The following is a 17,235-nucleotide window of genomic DNA, read 5'->3' on the forward strand; positions in this document are numbered from 1 at the left end:
GTTTCTGCTCATGGCAGCCCGCCGTGCACGGGATCGTGGCAGATGCGGCAATCGGGCCGCCGCACGAGCATCGGTTCCGGATGCGGGGCATGGTGACACAGACGGCAATCCGGGACGGACGGGTGGGGCCCTGAATGGCAGCCCAGGCATCCGACGGCCAGGTGCGGTCCCCCCGCGGCCTGCAGGCTTTGGCCTGCCTCCTGGTGACAGCCCAGGCAGGCCCCGGCGTCGGCGGTATCGTCGGGTTCCACAGCCAGGGGGCGATGGGGCGGGTGGCATTCCTGGCAGTTCTGCCTGGCGGGGTCGCCCCCGGCGTGGGGGGTATGGCACTCCAGGCAGGGGAAGGCTTCGCCGTGCTTCTCATGGCAGGCCAAGCAGGTAAACCGCGCATGAATCGAAGGGGCCGAGGCGAATTCCTCCCCGACCCCAGGATGACAATCCAGGCAGGCCGCCAGCGCGCTGCGGGCCAGGGTCAGCTCGCGGGGGCGGTGGGGATTGCGGTGGCAGGCAAGGCATGGGCCGCCGGGTTTGAAATGGGGTCGCCCCTGATGGCAGTCGCTGCAGGGGCTGATGACTTCCATGTCCTGCGGAGGATGTCCGTGGTGACAGTCGAGACAGGTCACCTCGGTCAGGTGTCCCTCGCCGGCTTCCTGCAGTTCCCGGCCCTGGTCTTCATGGCATTTGCCGCAGTCCTGGATCGATAGCCCCGGGGCGGCCGGCGCGGGCTGGCACGCCGCCCGCGTGGTGAGCCCGCCCGCCAGCGTGGCACAGAGAACACCGATCAGGATCCCGCATTTGCGTATCATTGAATCTCCGAAGTCGTCACCTGTTCGCTTTGCCGCTCGGGACGAGGGACCCGGGCGCCTGTTCAATAGGTTCGCGGATTATTGGTATGGCAAGCCACCGTGCAGGTTCTGCCAAAGGCATCGTAGGAGGGCGTCGCCCCTGCGTAACGGGTGTCGAAGTTGATCAGGTGTCCGGCGTTGGCCGCCGTCGCCCCTCGCGAGGCGGGAACACCGTGGGGGTCGTGGCAGACCGAGCATGGGATATCCTTCCCTTTGACGTGGGTCTTGTGCAGGTCCGCCGCGCTGGAACTCGGGATGGTCAGCGGATCCCACAGGTATTGCTGATCGTGGCATTTGAAGCACAGGGGGTAATCCGGGACCGCCGCCGGGTAGGCGTCCTGGTTGGCCAGCAGGAGAAAATGCGGTTCGTTCGAACCGTGCGGCGAGTGGCAGTCCACACAGTAGACCCTGATCGTGCCGACCTGGTACGAGGAGAGCAGGCTCGCGCCGTTTCCAATGCGATCCTCCGTCACCGGGTGGTATGAGGGGTTGCCGATGTAAAAACGCTGGCTCTGGTCGAAGCTCTCGAACTGGCGCACCGGCCGGCCTGCAAAACCGATGAACTGGTCCGCCGAAGGGCCGGCGTGGCATTTGAAGCAGATCTCGTATTCGGCGCTGGCCTCGCTTACCGGCTGGGTCCCGGTTTTATCCACCCCCCTGACACCCCGCAGGGCCCCGCTGACTTGGGGTGCGGTAGTGGCGGGCGGCAGCGAAGGTGTGCTCGAGCCGAGGGGGGACCCCTGCCAGCCGGCCTGGTGGGGATTGTGGCAGTCGACGCACTCCACGTGCTTTTCGGCGGCCGCCACCGGTACGTCCTCCATACCGGTAGTTGGGTTGGCCCGGTGCACCCCCAGGTAGTTCTCCACCGGATGGTGATAGGCCGTCGCCGAAAACTGGCTGGCCACGTCGGAAAAGGGAAAACCCTGATGACAGGCCGTGAGGCAGTTCGCCTCCTCTTCGGCGGCTTCCAGCAGGTAGGGGCTGCCAGCGGCGCTGTGGGGACGGTGGCAGTTCCGGCACCCCCTCTGAGCGACCTCGGCGCCGACCCCGGGGAACCGGCTGCCCCCCGTTCGGTGGACCGAATCGGCAAGCTCCCAGCCGTACTTTTTATGGCAGGTGGTGCACAGGGCGTCCTCCTGGCCGGAGGAGTCAAGCACCAGGAAGTTGCCGTACTGATTATTGTGGGGGTCGTGGCAGGCAGTGCACTCGAGATAATCCGCCTCGGCCTGCTTCATGGCCTCGGGCAGGGTGCTCGGGTCATTCAGCTCGGGGTTCATGCCGGGCAGAAAGGCGATGGAAATCGGGTGATCGTCCGACAGATCAGTCCCCAGGCTCGCGTTGCGTGCTGGATCGGAGTGCTGGGGGATGGCGGGCAGTGCCGGATCCAGATTCACCCCCCCGGCCAGCAGCCCCAGGGCGATGGTGCCGTCGTGGCAGCTGAGACAGACCCGCGATGCGCCCTGGGGCTGCTGGGTGCCCGCCTTGAGTGTGGGTGACGAGTAGGGGATATAGATGGTCAGCACGTCGGCATCCCGGCTCCAGAGCGGCGCAATCGCTTGGGCGTGATGGGGAGTGTGGCAGAAGATGCAGACGCGGGACTCCTCGGTTGAGTGAATATCATGCTCGCCCCCGCCGCCAGAAATGGCTAGGTTGTGCGGCGTGGCAAGCAGGCTGCGGCTCGGCGGGCTGCTCTGGGCGAAAGCAGCTGTGCTCCCGGCAAAGACTGCAAGGCCGGCCACGATGAGTGCTGAACGTCTCATCTCGATCCCTTTTTAGCGGTCACCCCGTGGGGGGCGTGCTGAGGCACGTACTGAAAGATCTGGATCCGCCGATTGTAGGTGTCGGTGACGTAAATGCGGTCGTTTTGGTCGATGCAGATGCCCGAAGGCATCCAGAATTCCCCGTCGCGGCGGCCATGGGTGCCGAAGGTCAGCAGCAACTGCCCCTCATCGTCGAAAACCTGCACCGAACCGAGCAGCGCATCGACCACGTAGATGTGTCCCTCGCTGTCGGCAGCCACCCCCTTGGGTTTTGCGAAATAACCCATCGAGTCTCCGCTTCTGCCGAATTGGGTCACCAACTGTCCTTCCGGGGTCAGAACCTGCACCCGCCAGTTCAGCGAATCGGTGACAAACACCTGCCCTCGGTTATCGACGAACAGGTCGGTGGGAAAGTTGAACTCCCCCCATGCACTGCCGCGGGTGCCGATGCGGAACCGCTCGATGCCGGCCAAATCGAAGGCGACGACCTGGTGGGCGGCGGTGTCCGATACGTAGACATGCTGGTTATGCCTATTAAAGGCGATGCCGGTGGGGCGCAACAGATGCCCCTTGGTAAACTTCGCAAGCACCCCAGTGCCCGGGGAATAGCGGAAGACCATGCCCCGGGACGAATCGGTGATGTAGTAATGCCCCAGCCCGTCCCCGGTGATGGCGATGGGGGTTTTCAAGGTGCCCTCTTCCGTGCCGGTCAGAACCTCGTAACGCCCCCGGGCCGTATCCAGGTCGAGAACCCGGCTTCCGCCGGTATCCGCCACCAGCACCCGTCCGTTCCCGTCGGAATGGATGCCGTACGGGCGAACCAGCCGGGCGGGCTCACCGCCGCTGAGCAGATCCACCACCTTGGTCCAAAGGGTGGGCTTGCGGGTGAACAGACGGTAATCGTCGATTTCACCCACCCGCACAATCCTGGCGGGCAGCGGCGGCGGCGGCCACTGCAGGGCCGGCGCAGCTTCCTCCCCCGGCCCGGAGGCGAAGGGGGCGCAGCCGCAGAGCAGCAGGCAACTCAGAAGGTTGAGCACAATCCAGCGAGACATGTCGGTCATTCCGCTCCTGGGAGGCGGCTTCAGAAATACCGCGTCAGCTTTGTAAAAACATAATCCTCCCGGCTCGACTCCGTGTCGGTGAGCCGCCAGGTGACCTTGGCCTCGAGAAAAAGGGCGAATTTGCCGTAAGATGTCTGGTAGTCCATGCCGAGGGACACGTTGTCCCGTTCGACGAAATCCCCACGCGAGTTGAAGTAATTGGAGGTCAGGCCGAAGCGCCCCCGGCCGTAGAATGCCCCCCGGTAGGCGGCGTTCACGTTGATGCTGTTCTGCTTTCGCCGCGGCAGGCCGCCCTCGCCTGCGTCGCTGGGCTCGAAAATGGTGTAGGTGTCGGAAAGCCCGAAGCTCAGCAGGCCCCTGGGCATGGGCCGGGTCGCCCGGAAGAACGCGTAATAGGTGAGGTGCCGGTCGAAGGACAGTTCGAAGTCCCTGTATTCGGCGCCGGCCGAGTAGGATTGCTGCAGCCACTCCATCCCCAGGGTGATCTGCCGGGAGTCGTTGAGGCGAAACGCGTCGATATCCCCCGAAACCAGGTCCTGCCGGGTCTCCTGCCAGCTGCCGTAGAGCCGCAGCTGGTTGTCCAGCAGTCCCAGGGACGAGCCCACCCGGGTCGACTTCTCCCGATACTTGGCGTCAGACCGCTCGCGAAACCGGTAGAAAATAAGCAGGTTCGTCCCCGGCGGGATCTCGGGCAGAATGGTGATGATGGTCAGCAGGCCGCTCTGGGTGACCTGGTAATCGAAGTTTTCCTCGAAAACAATTTCCGGAGAATCTGCGCTTCTGATCTCGATGGAATCGAGAAGGATGTTCGGGTTGCCCAGGATGATCTGTTCGAAGGGGGCCGTGACGGCATGCACCTCCTCCTCGGGAATGTCCTCGTCGAACTCCCGGTCGATCTCTCCGTATCGTTGGGTAAACTGCAGGGTGAAGTTGTTCTGCTGGCGGAGCTTTTTTTGATAGAAGAGGCTCAGCGAACCGAAAGCCTCGTTTTCACTGCCCCCCGAGAGGGTTTCTTCCGAGGCTTCCAGGTCCAGTTCGGTGGTCAGGCTTTTCACGAACTGGTGGCGCAGAAACGCTCTGCCCGAGTGGGATTCCCGGTCGAGAAAGGTGCCTTCCTGGTCCAGCATGGTGTAGGCGGCGCCGGCATAAAGGGCCTTGCCCAGCTGCCAGTTCAGGGCTTCGTTCCAGGTGAAATAATCTGTTTTGCGGGGTTCGGCGTTGAGGCGCCCCTGCTCGGATCGGCCTGTCACCGACGAACTCAGGATCCGGTTTTTCTGGCCCGACGACCAGGTCAGCGAATTGCGCAGGGAGCCGGTCCGGATATCGACCCGGTCGGTATCGGGGTCGCCGCGCAGGGAAAAGCGGCTCTGGCTGTTCTGCACATTCAGGTTGGTCTGGCTCAGCGAGCCGTAGCGGTGAGAGACGCCCAGGCTGTAGGTTTCGCTCGTCCTGTTGAAGTCCCTTTCCAGGCCGCCGGTGTCGACCTCCGTGGAGGAATAGTTGATGTGAAAGGGCAGATGGTGGTTTTTCGCCAACAGGGTGAACCCGTAGGACGTCAGGTCCTGATCGAAGCTGTCGGCGAATTCACGCTGAATGCGGTCGGTTCCCTGAGAGCTGTAAAAGTCGATGGTGATCGGCTGCCACTTGAAAAACGTCCCGTTGAGGTTGTGCCTGAAATTCTGGGCTTCGCTGTAACGGTTCCGCGAGGATCCGCCGCCCGAGGAGGTCGAAAGATGATCCTGCTCGAGCCCCCCCTCGAAGGAGAAATGACCATTCAGGATCCCCGGTTTGAACACCACGTAGTCCATATCAAGGCGATAATTTTCCTCAAAATTGTTCTTGGTCCGCGTCGACTTCGAACTGTCCTCCAATTCGAACCGCCGGTAGTTGTACAGGTAGCTGAAATTGACACTCTGCCGCAGGTTGTCCAGGAGCAGAAACGTCTTATCCTCGGCCAGCGCATCGGAGAGCGGCAGGGCCAGGAGAAGCAGAGAGATCAGTATGGTTTTTCTGTCTGGTCCCACGTCAAATTCGCTACTTCAGGAAATATCGTGCGTTTCCGAAATGGGGGTCATGGCAGTCCACGCAGACCATCCCCTTCTCTCCCACCGCTTCGTGCATGCCCGCCGCCATGCGCCGCTCCTGGTGACAGATGGCGCAGATTTCGTCCTTGGCGGCGGTGAGCAGGGAAGGGTTGGCGGCCGAATGCGGTTTGTGGCAGGCGAGGCATTCCCCCACCGCCACCGGGCCGTGCACCTGGGTCCCCTGGATGAAATCCTTGTGACAGACAAAGCACAGCTCTCGCTGGGGGCGGATCAGGCCGTTCTGCTGGGCCTGGTCATGGCAGTCGTTGCAGGCCTTCTCCTCGTAGGGGCGGTGCTTCGAGGTCTTCTGCTGCTTGACGGTTTCCGGTGCCTCATCGGACCCGGTCCCCGGCTCCTCGGTTTTTTTCGCCTCGGCGAAATCGCGGCAGTACTCTTCTGCCGGCGGCAGCGCCGGGTAGCCGTCGAAGAGGGTCGACATGACCTTGTGCCGGCCAGCTGCGTCGCAGCCGGCACAGCAGAGGACCAACAGGGCCGCGTACAGGACCCAGCGGAAAGTTCTTTTCGCCATTTGGCGCCTTCCTTACTTTTCAGCTTCCTTTGTTTCCGGTACGTCGGAGCCGGGTTCCTCGCCCACCCGGTGGCCGAGGCCGTAGACCGAGATCTTGCTCTCCCCGTACTGGTTGGCGACCAGGATCAGGGACTCCAGTTCGAAGGACGGGTCGGCGTATTTACGGAAAAAATCGAGGTTGTCCGTGGTGACGGTGATGCCGATCGGCAGGTTGAGCGACCCCTTGGGCAGGCCCGGGTCGCCGAAGAAGGCCAGGATGCGTGACTGGGAGTTGAAAATCTGCACGTTCTGGTGGCCGTTGTCCACCACGTAAATGCGTCCCTTGTCGTCCACGGTGATCCCCTTTGGCCGGGCGAACTGCCCCACGAAATCGCCGAGCTGCCCCATGGTCATCAGGATGTGGCCGTCCCGGTCCATCTTTAGCACCTTGCCCGAGCCGAGATTGGTGACGTAGATGAAGCCGTCCTTGTCCAAGCACATGTTGGTGGCCAGTGCAATGCCGTCCTGGCCGTCGATCCTTCTGCCGATGCTGCGCAGGTAATCCCCGGTTTTGCGGTCGAGCAGTTTGATCTCGTGCTGGGAAATATCCAGAACGTAGAGGATGTCGTCATCCACCGCGACGTCGGCCGGCTTCATCGCTAGGCTCTTGCCGAAGGCCGTGACGTAGTCCCCCTGCGGATTGAACACGACGATTTCCTTTCGCGCCGCATCGGCCACATACATGAGCCCTTCCTTGTCGATAGCGACGTTAGCCGGCTTCTTCAGCTTGCCCAGGCTGTAGTTCCCCTTGAGGAAATCGAATTTTTTCTCGGCGGGATCGATGATGATCACATTGCCCGCGCCGATATCGCAGATGTAGATCTTGCCGCCGTGCGAAAGAATTCCGTAGGGCTTGTAAAGGCCCTTGAGCTTCTCCGTGTCCTGGCCACCGAAGGCGACCAGGGAAAACTGGCTGCTTTTACCCTGGATGTCAGTTGAATCGTTGATGCTGGTCAGGTATTGGATGCGCGGCGGGTTCGGCGCCGGCGGAAAGAACACCGCTTCTGAGCCGACCTTGGGGGCCGTGCTGCACCCCTGGAGGGCAAGCAGGGTCAGAAATGCCAAAAACGTCGTCCAGCCGGTCTTGCCTGCGATACGCATTTTCATCTCCTTTTGAAAAGATCCTGTTGACGGTTCCAGGGGTTCTCCTGTTTTTCCCGGTTGTAGCTGAGGGGTTTGTGACAGCCCGGGGCGCAACTCCCCCCCGCGGGTGAAAGCTGGAGCCGGATCGGTATCTTCCACTCGCCGAAGGCGACCCCGTCGGTGTTGATCAGTTTGGCCGAGTCGCTGACATGCGGGGGGTGGCAGAACCTGCAGCTGCGCCCCTTCTGCCGGTCAGCCGAGTGAACCGCGTGCAGGTTCCGCTCGCCGTCGCGGAATCGAGTGGGCGGCTCCTGCTCTTCCTGGCGCAGCATCCCCTGGTCGTGGCAGCGCAGGCACAGAGCGTAGGCGGTCGCGTCATAGGGGAAATAGCTCGGCTCCGGAAAGTGATCGACCAACATGCGAAAGTGATCCGACCCGTGGGGGTTGTGGCAGGGGGCGCATTTGCCGTCCTGCAGGGGGCCATGGGCAACCTTGGCCTTGTTCAGCTCTTTTTCGATGGCTTCGAGGGCCGGTTCGCCCAGCCTGCCCCTGCTGTGGCACTCGAAGCAGAGGTCTTTTTCCCGCAGGGGCAGCAGCCCCTTTGTCTGTGAAAAGTGGGTGCTGTGGCAGTTGCCGCAGCCCTTGGCGTCGCGCGTCGGGCCGTGCTGGTGGACCGCCTCGGCAAGAATGCGCCCGATCTCCCCATGACAGCCGATACACAGTTCGGGCATGCTCTCGTTCAGCAGAAACCCGGCCTCCGAGGCATGAGGCGCGTGGCACGAGGTGCAGGGCGAATCGGTAACCGGCGGGTGAACTATCCGCGCCTCCCGCAGTTCCCGGGCAAAGTCGGCATGGCATCGCAGGCAGAGCTGACGCGGAGGCAGACGCAGGAGTCCCTCCTGTTCCGAATCGTGCGGCGAATGGCATTGGCTGCAGGCCCCTGAGGCAAACGGGCCGTGGATGTTCCCCCCCTGCCTTGTCGTATCGGGATGACAGCCGAGGCACAGGGACGAAACATCGTCCCGGTCATTCAACAGAAAACGGTCAGCACCCCCGTGGGGCTGGTGGCAGGCAAGGCATCGTCCCTGCTTCACCGGGGCGTGCACGAACTTTTTCTCAGCAATGAAGGGATGGCACTGGCGGCAAAGGCCGGCTCCCTCTTGGATCAGTTCGAAGGTTTTACCCCCCGGACGGGGGTGATCATTCGTCGTCTGCCGGTGGCAGGCCAGGCAGTCGCCATCGGCAGAGGGTGAGTGCGGAGCCTTGAACTCCGTCAGTTGGCTGTGGCAGGTGTCGGTGAGGCAGGATTGGGCGAAGGCTGCGGAACTGGGGAAATAAACAATTGCAACAATGAGAAACAGCTGGGACAATTTCATGCGGCCCCCCCAAAAAGCTTGTACCGTCCTGCATCTTTGGTCCCATGCATTGGAAAAAGTTACACGTCCATTAAAATACGTGTCTATTTGAGTTCTGTAAACAAATTCGACATCAAAGACGAGCCTGTTATTGAAGCTTTGACAGGCCTCATTTGTAAAAATCCAAATGGCTCTGCCCCTTTCGGACGCAATTCGGGTTCACACAGGCATCCTCACCCTGTCCAGCGCGTGGATTTCCCTGCCTGCGGTGATACCTAGACCCGAAGGTCGGCTCGCTGGGCGAAAAAAAGCCCCCGTCGCGGGCCGGGGGCTATAGACACAGGAACTGGGTGTAACGTGGTCGATTAGAACGGCGGGTCGGGGTAACGCTGGATTCCCGGGGCGGAAAGGCTGCCGTCGAGGTAGGTGGCGGCACTGGCGGCGTCGCTTGCCGAGTAGCCTGCCGATAGCATCAGGGAAGTGATGTCGATGATGCCGTTGAGTACCCCGTTGTCGAGAAAGTCGATGGAATCGAAAATCAGACGCTTGGTGTAGACGCTATTGTGGGTGTAGGCGCCGGGTTCGTTGGCGAGCAGATTGAAGTTGAACGCCGCCCCCATGAGGTCCTTGCCGCGGCCGGGATAGGGCTGGTTCCAATTGGTGACCGGCGTGTTGCCGGCCCCCTCGACATACGGCGCGGTGAAGAAATAGGGGAAGCTGTCATGGTAATGGATCCCCCTGGCGGCCAGCTGGGCTTTGAGGGCGTTCAGGGCGTTGCTGAACCCCTGCTTGCGGGCCCTCAGGCCCTCGGGGCTCATCGCCTGCAGATGGCAGAAGGCGCAGACTGGAGAGACCGAGGTGATCAGGCCGGTCGCGGGGTTTATTTCCGTCGCCCTGAAGGTATGAGAACTGTTCCCCAGGTTCATGTGGCAGCTGGCGCAGGGGCCGCCGTTACCGACCCCGATCCCTGGGTGGGCGAACAGGACCGGGTTTTGGTAGCTCAGGCCGGCATATTGGTAGCCAGCTTTCCACATGACCGCGGCGGTTGCGAGCTTATGGGGATCGATGACGCTCGAATTAGAGAAATCGGCAGTGGAAGATGCGATGGTGCTGCCGCCGGCCCTGCCGCTGTGACAATTGACGCAGACGTTGGACGGGCCCAGGTTTGGAAAAGTGTTCGACGGGGACAGGGTGATGTTGTAATTGAGGAACGAGACCGTAACGGGGTCAAGCACCCGGACTTCCCCGGTGGCCACGCTGAGGTGGCAGGCGTTGCAGGCGAGAATCTGCCCTGGCTGGCCGGCCGTGACGGGTGTGGGCGTGCCCGTGACTTTTTCGATAAAGCCCGGGGTGCTGTGGCAGTTTCGACAGACCGGCCGAACCGGCCAGTCGAACACAGGGCCCGCAATCCAGGCTGGGCTGCTGGTGCTGGCGTGGCCCGAAGTGGCGAAGTCATCGAGGATCTGCGAATTGGCCGAAAAGCTGCCGTCGGCATGGCAGTCGGGACAGGCGGCATTTTGCGAAACATACTGGGCGCCGGTGCCGAAAACGCCGTCGAAATGGTTGGCGATATTCACGGCGGTGACCGCCGTGGAATGGGGGTTGTGGCAATCGAGACAGAGGTCCGCCATCTCGGCGGTGGCGTGGGTCGAGCCCGGCACGTTGGCGTGGCAGGGCTGGCAGACGCCGGTGGGGCGCCCGATGCTGTAATGGCCATTGCTGGTCGGGTCGTGGCAGGCCTGGCAGACGGCCATGGTGCTACCGGGGCCGGTGGTCTTGTGCTTGCTGAGGCCGTAGGCAGCCGTCACGTCCGCGTCCCTGGTGACGTGGCAGGGGGTGCAGTATCCTTGCAGAAACGCCGCGCGCGCGGGGATGTTGACCAGGGCCGAGTCGGTGCTGGTGTAACCTCCCGATGTGATACTGAGGGTGGCCGTGTAGACCCCCGGGGTGTCGGAATAGACTTCGGTAATTTTGGCGTTCGGCGTGGCGAAAACTAGCTCGGGTGGCCCGCTCCAGGCGTAGACGATGGGCCCTTGGTTGCTGCTGCTCTGCCGGGCGTCAAGGTAAGCGGGGAACGCGGCCCCGTTGCCCTGGGCATAGACATCCGGCCCGGCGTGGGCCGTGACCCGGGGAATCGGCTCGAAGGCGGCCGAAACGCCCTGGCTGGCCTGCAGGTTGGTGTAGGTCGCCGACCAGGTGCTGTTGCCGTTATCGACCAGGTCCGCATTGGGCGCCGTGATGGTTGAAACGCGGTATCCGTTATGGGGACTGAACAGCAGGGTGCGATCCGACCCTGGGGTGATGCCGCTCAAGGACCGTCCGCCAGTTTCGCTGCAGGCCCCGCCGCTGCCGAGGGTGACCGAGATTTCGAGGTTTCCGGCGACGACCTCGAAATAGGCGACCAGGTAGCGCCAAGCCTTGCCGTTGTAGGGGACCACGTAGACCGAAGGAGTCGAAGGGCTCTGCGGCGCCTGGGCCGGGGCGATGTTCTGGCCGTCGAGGGTGACCCGGGCGACTTGGAAGCCGCTCTGGGGGGCGACGGTGACCTGGGCGCTGGTTCCCGTGGCCCCTGCCACATAGGTGTTGCCCGCCGGGGTAACGCTGCCGGGTTCGGCGGGGGAGGATGTCTTGGCGTTGACGAACCAGGCCTGGGCGGCCGGCGCCCCGGCCAGCAGCAACAGCAAGCCGATCAGGGGGCAGGCAATGGCGGCCTTTTTGAAAAGTGAAGTACGAAACATGGGGAAGTCCCTCCTTTTCTGGTTGTGACCCCTCCGGGCGAACAAGTTCTTTGCGCCGCAGATGCGGCGTTTGCCTAGCCTTTGAAGGATACAAAAAGAGGGCATGCCTAATAGGACATTATCAAAGCAAAATTAAAGAACAATAATTTGATGTGTCGGGGCGTGAACTTTTTCGGGGGGGATAATCGGAATTTGGGAGAAAAAAAGCCCCAGCCGAAGGGGCGGGGGCGAGAAGACGACTGGCTCAGGCGGTGCTTGCGCACCGCCTGAGGTGGTTGTTCCGCGCGGTTAGTGCGGAGTTGCCAGTTTCTGCATCTGCAGCGGAGTCATCGGGGTGACCCAGGCATTCGGCATGTGGATCGTGTCCGCACCGTTCTTGAACAGCACCCGCGGGCTGCCGATGTTGCCGGTCGCTGAATTGTAAGGGGCGGCCGGGTTGGTTACGTCGACGAAGTCGAAGTTCAGCAGGTAGGGGTTTTCGGGCACGGGGATTACCCCCTGGGGCCCCTGCCATGTGGTACCCATTGCTGTGGGCGCTATCGCTTCGCCAGGGGCTGCGGTCCATTTGACGACGTCCACCGCGGTGCCGTTGTAGAGGTCAATGGCCTTCTGGGTGCCGTGGCATGAGGCGCAGCGCAGCGCGTCTACGCGGGTGATGGCGTGGCTGTAGTAGGGGGCGATGGCCACGAAGGTGGCGCCCAGGCCGTCGTCAAGGCCGTCGCCCTTAGCGGTCACGTCCGCCACTAGCGACTGCATGCTGCCGGGGTAGACCTTAGTCGAGCCGTCGGACATTACCCGGTTGACCAGGAACCGCCAGGATTTGCCGGAGGCGGGAGGACCACCGAATTTGGCGCTGGCGAACTTGGCGTGGGTCACGCTGCCGTCGTCGATGCCCTCGTTGTCGAAGTGGCAATTATAGCAGGTTACCACCGACTGCATATGGCAGGTCGAGCAGTGAATGTCATCCTTGTGCATGTTGTGTTCGGGGGTGGTGCTGAGTCCTGCGGGACTGTGGCAGTTTTCGCACTTGGCCGAAATCGCGTCATCGAACATGGTGAGCGGGGTGCTGCCGGAGCCGTGCACATCGCTCTGCGGGTGGCAGGCCTTGCAGCTCATAGCGCTGTGTACGTCGGTCAGGCCGATGGATGCCTCTGCTCCAAGTCGGGCATGGCAGCCCTTGCAGTTGGCGTCAGCCACCTGGGCCGGATCGGCCTTGTCGTGGCAGTCGGTGCAGACCGGGTCGCCGGGCCAGGTGTCCTGACCCGTGACGGGGTCAGTCCACATGGCGGCATTGTGGCAATCGACGCAGGGCAGATTGCTGTAGGGGACATCGACGAAGTTGCCGAAACCCATCTGCAGGTTCTGTGGATCTGCAGTGGGGTCGTTGATGCTGTGGTTGTAGAAAGTCTCTTTACCCAGCCGGGTCATGTGCAGGCTGGTGGTGAAAACGTCGGTAACAGCCTGATGGCAGCCGGTGCAGTTGTTGCCACCCTGCGCCAGTGCGGTGCCGGTGTGGGTGGTGCCGGGCAGTGCCTCGGCAATGATGGTAGCGGTCACGACCGCCGGGATGCCGTTGCCGTCCACGACGCCGTCGGCCAAAAAGTCGATGGAGTCGGCCACAAGCTTCAGGGCATACCCTCGGTTGTGGGCATAGGCGCCCGGATCATGGTCGAGCAGGTTGTAGTTGAAGGCCGCGCCCATTACGTCCTTGCCCATTCCTGGGTATACCCCATCCCAGTTGCGGAATGCAGTGTTGGTTCCGTCGACAACGTAAGGAGCCGTATAGAAATAGGGATGGGCGGGATAGAAGTAGATCCCCTTGGCCTCAAGGGCGGTTTTTAGAGCAGCGAGGGCGGTGTGGAAATCGTCAGCCGAATCCTGCAGAATGGCAGGAGTCAGGCCGCCGTGGCACTGAGCGCAGGCGTTGCTGTTGACGGCGGTGACTGCGCCGGTCACATCGTCCTTGGTCACGACTTCCCAGGTGTGGTCGGCGATGTCGGTGCCCATGTGACAGGCCACGCAGGGGCCGCCGATGCCGGTGCCGTAGGCATCGCTCATGCCCACGCTGCGGTGGTAGCCGACGTCGTAGTTCTGGCCTTCGTACTCGTAGCCGCCACCGGCGAAGATCATGCTGCCGGCCGCCAGGTAGTGCGAGTTGATAAAGCCGGTGTTGCCAAAGTTGGCGGTGCTCAGCTTGATGCTGTCGCCGCTTTCACGGGCGCCGTGGCAGCGCACGCACAGGTTGGAGGCGCCCACGTCGGGGAACTGCTGGGTGGCACCGTTGGAGTAGGTGGCGGTGTAGGCGCCGGGGGCGCGCAGGGCGCCGGTGGAGAGCTCGGTGTGGCAGCCCTTGCAGGAGAGCACTTCCATCGGGGCGACGGCGGTGGTGGAGCCGGTCACGTTGTTGATGAAGCCGGTGGTGCTGTGGCAGCGCTGGCAGGAGGCGCGGTTGGAGGCCGACCAGTCGTAGTGCATCCAGCCTTCGCCCAGGACGTCGCCGTGGCCCGAGTGACCGTATTCGGCGTTGATGGTGTTGTCATGGTTGGCATGGCAGTCTGCGCAGGCTGCGTTGGCCGAGAGGTACTGGGCCTGCACCAGGACGGTGCCGCCGCCGTGGGGCTCGCGCAGGGTGGCCATATCGGACTCGTAGATGCTGTAGTTGGCCTCGGGCGAGCCGGGATACTGGGCGCCCGGCGCGTAGTACTTGTGGCAGACGGCGCAGCCGCTGGCGTTGTCGCCGTAGGGGTTTGCGATGTAGTGACCGTTGGTGCCGGCCGGGTCATGGCAGGACTTGCAGGTGACCGGGCCGTGGGCCGAGGCCTTGTGCGAGGAGGCGTCGTAGAAGGACAGCGCCTCGGGGCTGCGGGCGGTGTGACAGACGGCGCACTCGGCCTGCACGTAGTTGACCCGGGACTGAACGGTGACCTGGGCGGTGTCGGTGGCGACGGTGCCGCCGGAGGTGACGGTCAGGGTGGCCAGGTAAAGCCCGGGGGCGTCGGCATAGACGGTGGTCAGCGCCGCAGCGGGGGTGCCGAAGGAAAGGCCGGTGCCGCTCCAGGCATAGGTCATCGCGCCCTGGTTGCTGGTGCTCAGCCCGCCGTCGAGGGTAGCGGCGTAGGCGGCGCCTTCACCGGTGGTCTTGACGTCGGAGCCGGCGTTGGCCGAAACCACCGGGGCCAGCTTGAAGGTGGCCGAGACGCTCTGGTCGGCCTGCAGGTTGGTGAAGGTGACGGTGCGGGTTCCGTTGGCGTTGAGGACGTCGGAGGCGGCGCCGGGGGCGCTATAGGTGTCGATCTGGTAGCCGTAGTTGGGCGAGATGATCAGCGCGCGGGTGGCGCCGGCCGGGATGTTGACCAGCGACTCGTAGGTGTCCTCGCGGATCGCGCCGCCGGGGCCGGGGCTGACGGTGATGTCGATGGTGTCGCCGGCGAAGTAAGCTACCAGGTAGCGCCAGGACTTGCCGTTGAAAGGCACCACGTACTTGCCGTTGGCGTTGGGGGTGACGTTGGCGCCGTCGACGGTGACGCGGCTGACCGCGAAGCCGGCGCTGGGCACCACGTCGTATTCGACGCTGTCGACGCCCGTCGCATAGTATTTGTTGCCCGAGGGGCTGACGACCCCCTGGCTGGACACTGCCGCCTTTGCGTTTACGAACCAGGCCTGCGCAAAGCTCGGCAGCACAAGAAGCAAGGTCAGTGCTGTGAGTAATTGCCTGTACATACGTTCACTCCTTTTTTTCGAGATTTACTCCGCTTAACCTGCGGCGGGGCGGCCGAAGCCGCCCCGCCTCCAAGGTTTTTGCATCCGCTTAGAACTCGTCGACGCCGTTGCCCTTGTTGTGGCAGGTCAGGCACAGGGCCGAGTTGTCCTGGGGCGCGTAGACGAAGTAGTTGCGGCCGGGAGCGGCGGTGTTGTTGGCGTTGTCCTTGTTGTGAACGTCGTGGCAGGTGGCGCAGGTCATGATGTCGCCGTACAGCAGCACGTCCTCGACAGTGAGGGCCGCGTTGTTGGTGTTGCTGAGGAACTGGCGGCCGGAGGCGGCGAACAGGCCCTGGCCGATGTCGTTGGTCTGGGCGTCGTTGTAGCTGAAGCCGATCGGGTGGTCGTTGCTGAAGTCGGCGTTGCCGCCCGCGTCGGCCAGACCGATGTCGCGGCCGCCCCAGCCGTCGCCGCCGAGCCCTGTCTTGGTGCCGGCCATGCCGTAGTGCTGGTCGACGGCGACCAGGCCGTCATGGCAACTCATGCACAGGCGGCTGGGGCCCATGAGCGGATCAATCCAATTATCTCCGCCTTGAAAAGTGGGCGAGGCGTAGGGTGTCCAGTTGCTGATATAGCTGGTGTACTGGTGAGACCACAGCGGCTGCTGCTCGCCGGTGGGGTCGGCCATGGCATGGTGCGGGGTGTGGCAGAAGGCGCAGACGCGTGCCTGCGGGTCGTCGGTGGCCCCGGAAATGGTGTTCATGTCATGCAGCGAGCCGACGACCCCGGTGCCGGGCGCGGTGCCGGCCAGCGAGGGCGCGGCGGTCAGGGTGAGCAGCAGGGCGCTGAGCAGAAGCCTCTTCATGTTTTTCACGTTGTACCTCCCTTTGAAATCGACCAGGTTGATGATACGGACCTATTGGGTCCGGTCTGCCCGCTTGCGAAAATATGAGCCTCCCTCCTTTCCGCATCGGTCCCGAGGGGGTGGCAGGTCCGCTTGACGCGGCCCCTCGGAAAATGCTGCCTCATCAGGTTGACAGCGTTGGTGGTGAAAACGTGGGGGCGGGGTCAAGCCGGCGGATTCCCGGTTTGCGGTTCGAGGCCACCGGAAACTCTTGCCGGGACGCCTTGATCCCTCCCATCGCAATAGCTTTTCGGCTAATTAAGAAAATAAAAACATAAATGTCGAGGGAATTGCCAATGGGGCATTTGCTCCTGGATTTGTGCTGTAAATCGTTGGTATTACCTCATGTCAACTAGGAGAATTATCATTCGAGAGAAAAGAAGGTCAATCCTTTGGGCTAACAAAAAGTCAGGGTATGATTAGAAAATGGCCTGTAAAATTAAGGTTTTGATGGGATCTTTAAGCGTTGTCAGCCCTCTGCAAAGATTGGCAGGTCCCTCCTAGGAAACCGTGATTAAACCTTAAGCAGTGAGGATGCTTGGAATTTGGCGAACCCAGAATCTGAATAGTCAAGTTTTGGAATTTAAAATTAAGCATTTAAAATGTTGACAATTTTTCCTTTAATTAAAATAATAAAAACGCCTGGATCTTGAAGGTATTGGTAATCAGAAACTGATTTAGCGGGGGAGGGGGGCATGGGGGTGTTGAGAGTTCTTGTACTCGCGGATGACTGGTCGATGCAGGAGATGCTGGAAAGGGTTCTGCGCTATAGGGGCTGGTCGGTGGTGTCGGCCCAGGACCGTGACCGGACGCTGCGGCTTTGGCGAAAGGGGAGTTTCGACGTGGTGGTGGCCGATCTGCAGATTCCCCGTGGGCGGGGATGGGAGATGGTCAAGGCGATCCGCTCAGTGGAATCCGGCCTGGAACCGAGGATTCCCATCATCGCCCTCGCCGATGCCTGGCGGAGTGATTGCAGGAAAGACCCCCAGGACGAGGTAGTTGACAGGTATCTCGACAAGCCGTTTCGGGTAGTGGCTCTCTACAGCACGATCGAGGAGTTTGTGGGGCAGGGCTGAAAAAATCCCGGCCAAGAGAACGCAAAAGCCCCCGCCATCGGCGGGGGCTTTTGCGTTCT

General features: G+C 62.3%; 11 protein-coding genes. 1 reads left to right on the forward strand and 10 read right to left on the reverse strand.

The annotated features are described in order from the left end of the window. Nucleotides 1-8: 8 nt before the first annotated feature. From DESUT3_RS05355 to DESUT3_RS05400, 10 genes are all read right to left on the reverse strand, one after another. Nucleotides 9-806, reverse strand: a complete 798-nt coding sequence (locus tag DESUT3_RS05355; RefSeq protein ID WP_221251422.1) for a cytochrome c family protein — start codon at nucleotides 804-806, stop codon at nucleotides 9-11. Between the two features lie 62 nt (nucleotides 807-868). Beyond that, on the reverse strand, nucleotides 869-2,605 hold the full coding sequence (locus tag DESUT3_RS05360) for a cytochrome c3 family protein (protein WP_221251423.1): 1,737 nt from the start codon (nucleotides 2,603-2,605) through the stop codon (nucleotides 869-871). Next, nucleotides 2,602-3,669 carry an SMP-30/gluconolactonase/LRE family protein gene (locus tag DESUT3_RS05365; RefSeq protein WP_225911631.1) on the reverse strand — a complete coding sequence of 356 codons (1,068 nt, stop codon included), beginning with the start codon at nucleotides 3,667-3,669 and terminating at the stop codon, nucleotides 2,602-2,604. Before DESUT3_RS05365 ends, DESUT3_RS05360 begins: the two co-directional genes overlap by 4 nt. 20 nt (nucleotides 3,670-3,689) lie before the next feature. Next, nucleotides 3,690-5,693 carry a hypothetical protein gene (locus DESUT3_RS05370; RefSeq protein WP_221251424.1) on the reverse strand — a complete coding sequence of 668 codons (2,004 nt, stop codon included), beginning with the start codon at nucleotides 5,691-5,693 and terminating at the stop codon, nucleotides 3,690-3,692. Nucleotides 5,694-5,703: 10 nt separating this feature from the next. Continuing rightward, the gene (locus DESUT3_RS05375; protein WP_221251425.1) at nucleotides 5,704-6,282 is read right to left on the reverse strand and encodes a cytochrome c3 family protein; all 579 of its coding nucleotides are present in this window, start codon (nucleotides 6,280-6,282) and stop codon (nucleotides 5,704-5,706) included. 12 nt (nucleotides 6,283-6,294) lie between these two features. After that, complete coding sequence (locus tag DESUT3_RS05380) at nucleotides 6,295-7,422, reverse strand: NHL repeat-containing protein (RefSeq protein WP_225911632.1); 1,128 nt, start codon at nucleotides 7,420-7,422, stop codon at nucleotides 6,295-6,297. Nucleotides 7,423-7,424: 2 nt separating this feature from the next. Continuing rightward, nucleotides 7,425-8,780 carry a cytochrome c3 family protein gene (locus DESUT3_RS05385; protein WP_221251427.1) on the reverse strand — a complete coding sequence of 452 codons (1,356 nt, stop codon included), beginning with the start codon at nucleotides 8,778-8,780 and terminating at the stop codon, nucleotides 7,425-7,427. A 344-nt stretch (nucleotides 8,781-9,124) separates the two neighbouring features. Beyond that, nucleotides 9,125-11,497, reverse strand: a complete 2,373-nt coding sequence (locus tag DESUT3_RS05390) for a hypothetical protein (RefSeq protein WP_221251428.1) — start codon at nucleotides 11,495-11,497, stop codon at nucleotides 9,125-9,127. A 288-nt stretch (nucleotides 11,498-11,785) separates the two neighbouring features. Continuing rightward, nucleotides 11,786-15,217 carry a cytochrome c3 family protein gene (locus DESUT3_RS05395; protein WP_221251429.1) on the reverse strand — a complete coding sequence of 1,144 codons (3,432 nt, stop codon included), beginning with the start codon at nucleotides 15,215-15,217 and terminating at the stop codon, nucleotides 11,786-11,788. Nucleotides 15,218-15,305: 88 nt separating this feature from the next. Then, entirely contained in the window at nucleotides 15,306-16,061 is a 756-nt protein-coding gene (locus tag DESUT3_RS05400; protein WP_225911685.1) for a cytochrome c3 family protein, read from the reverse strand. Between the two features lie 734 nt (nucleotides 16,062-16,795). Between DESUT3_RS05400 and DESUT3_RS05405 the strand changes: the two genes are divergently transcribed. Next, nucleotides 16,796-17,176: a response regulator gene (locus tag DESUT3_RS05405; RefSeq protein WP_221251431.1), complete on the forward strand. Its 381-nt coding sequence runs from the start codon at nucleotides 16,796-16,798 to the stop codon at nucleotides 17,174-17,176. The last annotated feature ends 59 nt before the right edge of the window (nucleotides 17,177-17,235 follow it).

It is taken from the genome of Desulfuromonas versatilis (genome assembly GCF_019704135.1).
Lineage (GTDB): Bacteria > Desulfobacterota > Desulfuromonadia > Desulfuromonadales > NIT-T3 > Desulfuromonas_A > Desulfuromonas_A versatilis.

Excerpts from the sequence above, each read along its gene's own strand:
- DESUT3_RS05355 (WP_221251422.1), bottom strand. The coding sequence starts at position 806 with ATGATACGCAAATGCGGGATCCTGATCGGTGTTCTCTGTGCCACGCTG.
- DESUT3_RS05360 (WP_221251423.1), bottom strand. The coding sequence starts at position 2,605 with ATGAGACGTTCAGCACTCATCGTGGCCGGCCTTGCAGTCTTTGCCGGG.
- DESUT3_RS05365 (WP_225911631.1), bottom strand. The coding sequence starts at position 3,669 with ATGACCGACATGTCTCGCTGGATTGTGCTCAACCTTCTGAGTTGCCTG.
- DESUT3_RS05375 (WP_221251425.1), bottom strand. The coding sequence starts at position 6,282 with ATGGCGAAAAGAACTTTCCGCTGGGTCCTGTACGCGGCCCTGTTGGTC.
- DESUT3_RS05380 (WP_225911632.1), bottom strand. The coding sequence starts at position 7,422 with ATGCGTATCGCAGGCAAGACCGGCTGGACGACGTTTTTGGCATTTCTG.
- DESUT3_RS05385 (WP_221251427.1), bottom strand. The coding sequence starts at position 8,780 with ATGAAATTGTCCCAGCTGTTTCTCATTGTTGCAATTGTTTATTTCCCC.
- DESUT3_RS05390 (WP_221251428.1), bottom strand. The coding sequence starts at position 11,497 with ATGTTTCGTACTTCACTTTTCAAAAAGGCCGCCATTGCCTGCCCCCTG.
- DESUT3_RS05395 (WP_221251429.1), bottom strand. The coding sequence starts at position 15,217 with ATGTACAGGCAATTACTCACAGCACTGACCTTGCTTCTTGTGCTGCCG.
- DESUT3_RS05400 (WP_225911685.1), bottom strand. The coding sequence starts at position 16,061 with ATGAAGAGGCTTCTGCTCAGCGCCCTGCTGCTCACCCTGACCGCCGCG.
- DESUT3_RS05405 (WP_221251431.1), top strand. The coding sequence starts at position 16,796 with ATGGGGGTGTTGAGAGTTCTTGTACTCGCGGATGACTGGTCGATGCAG.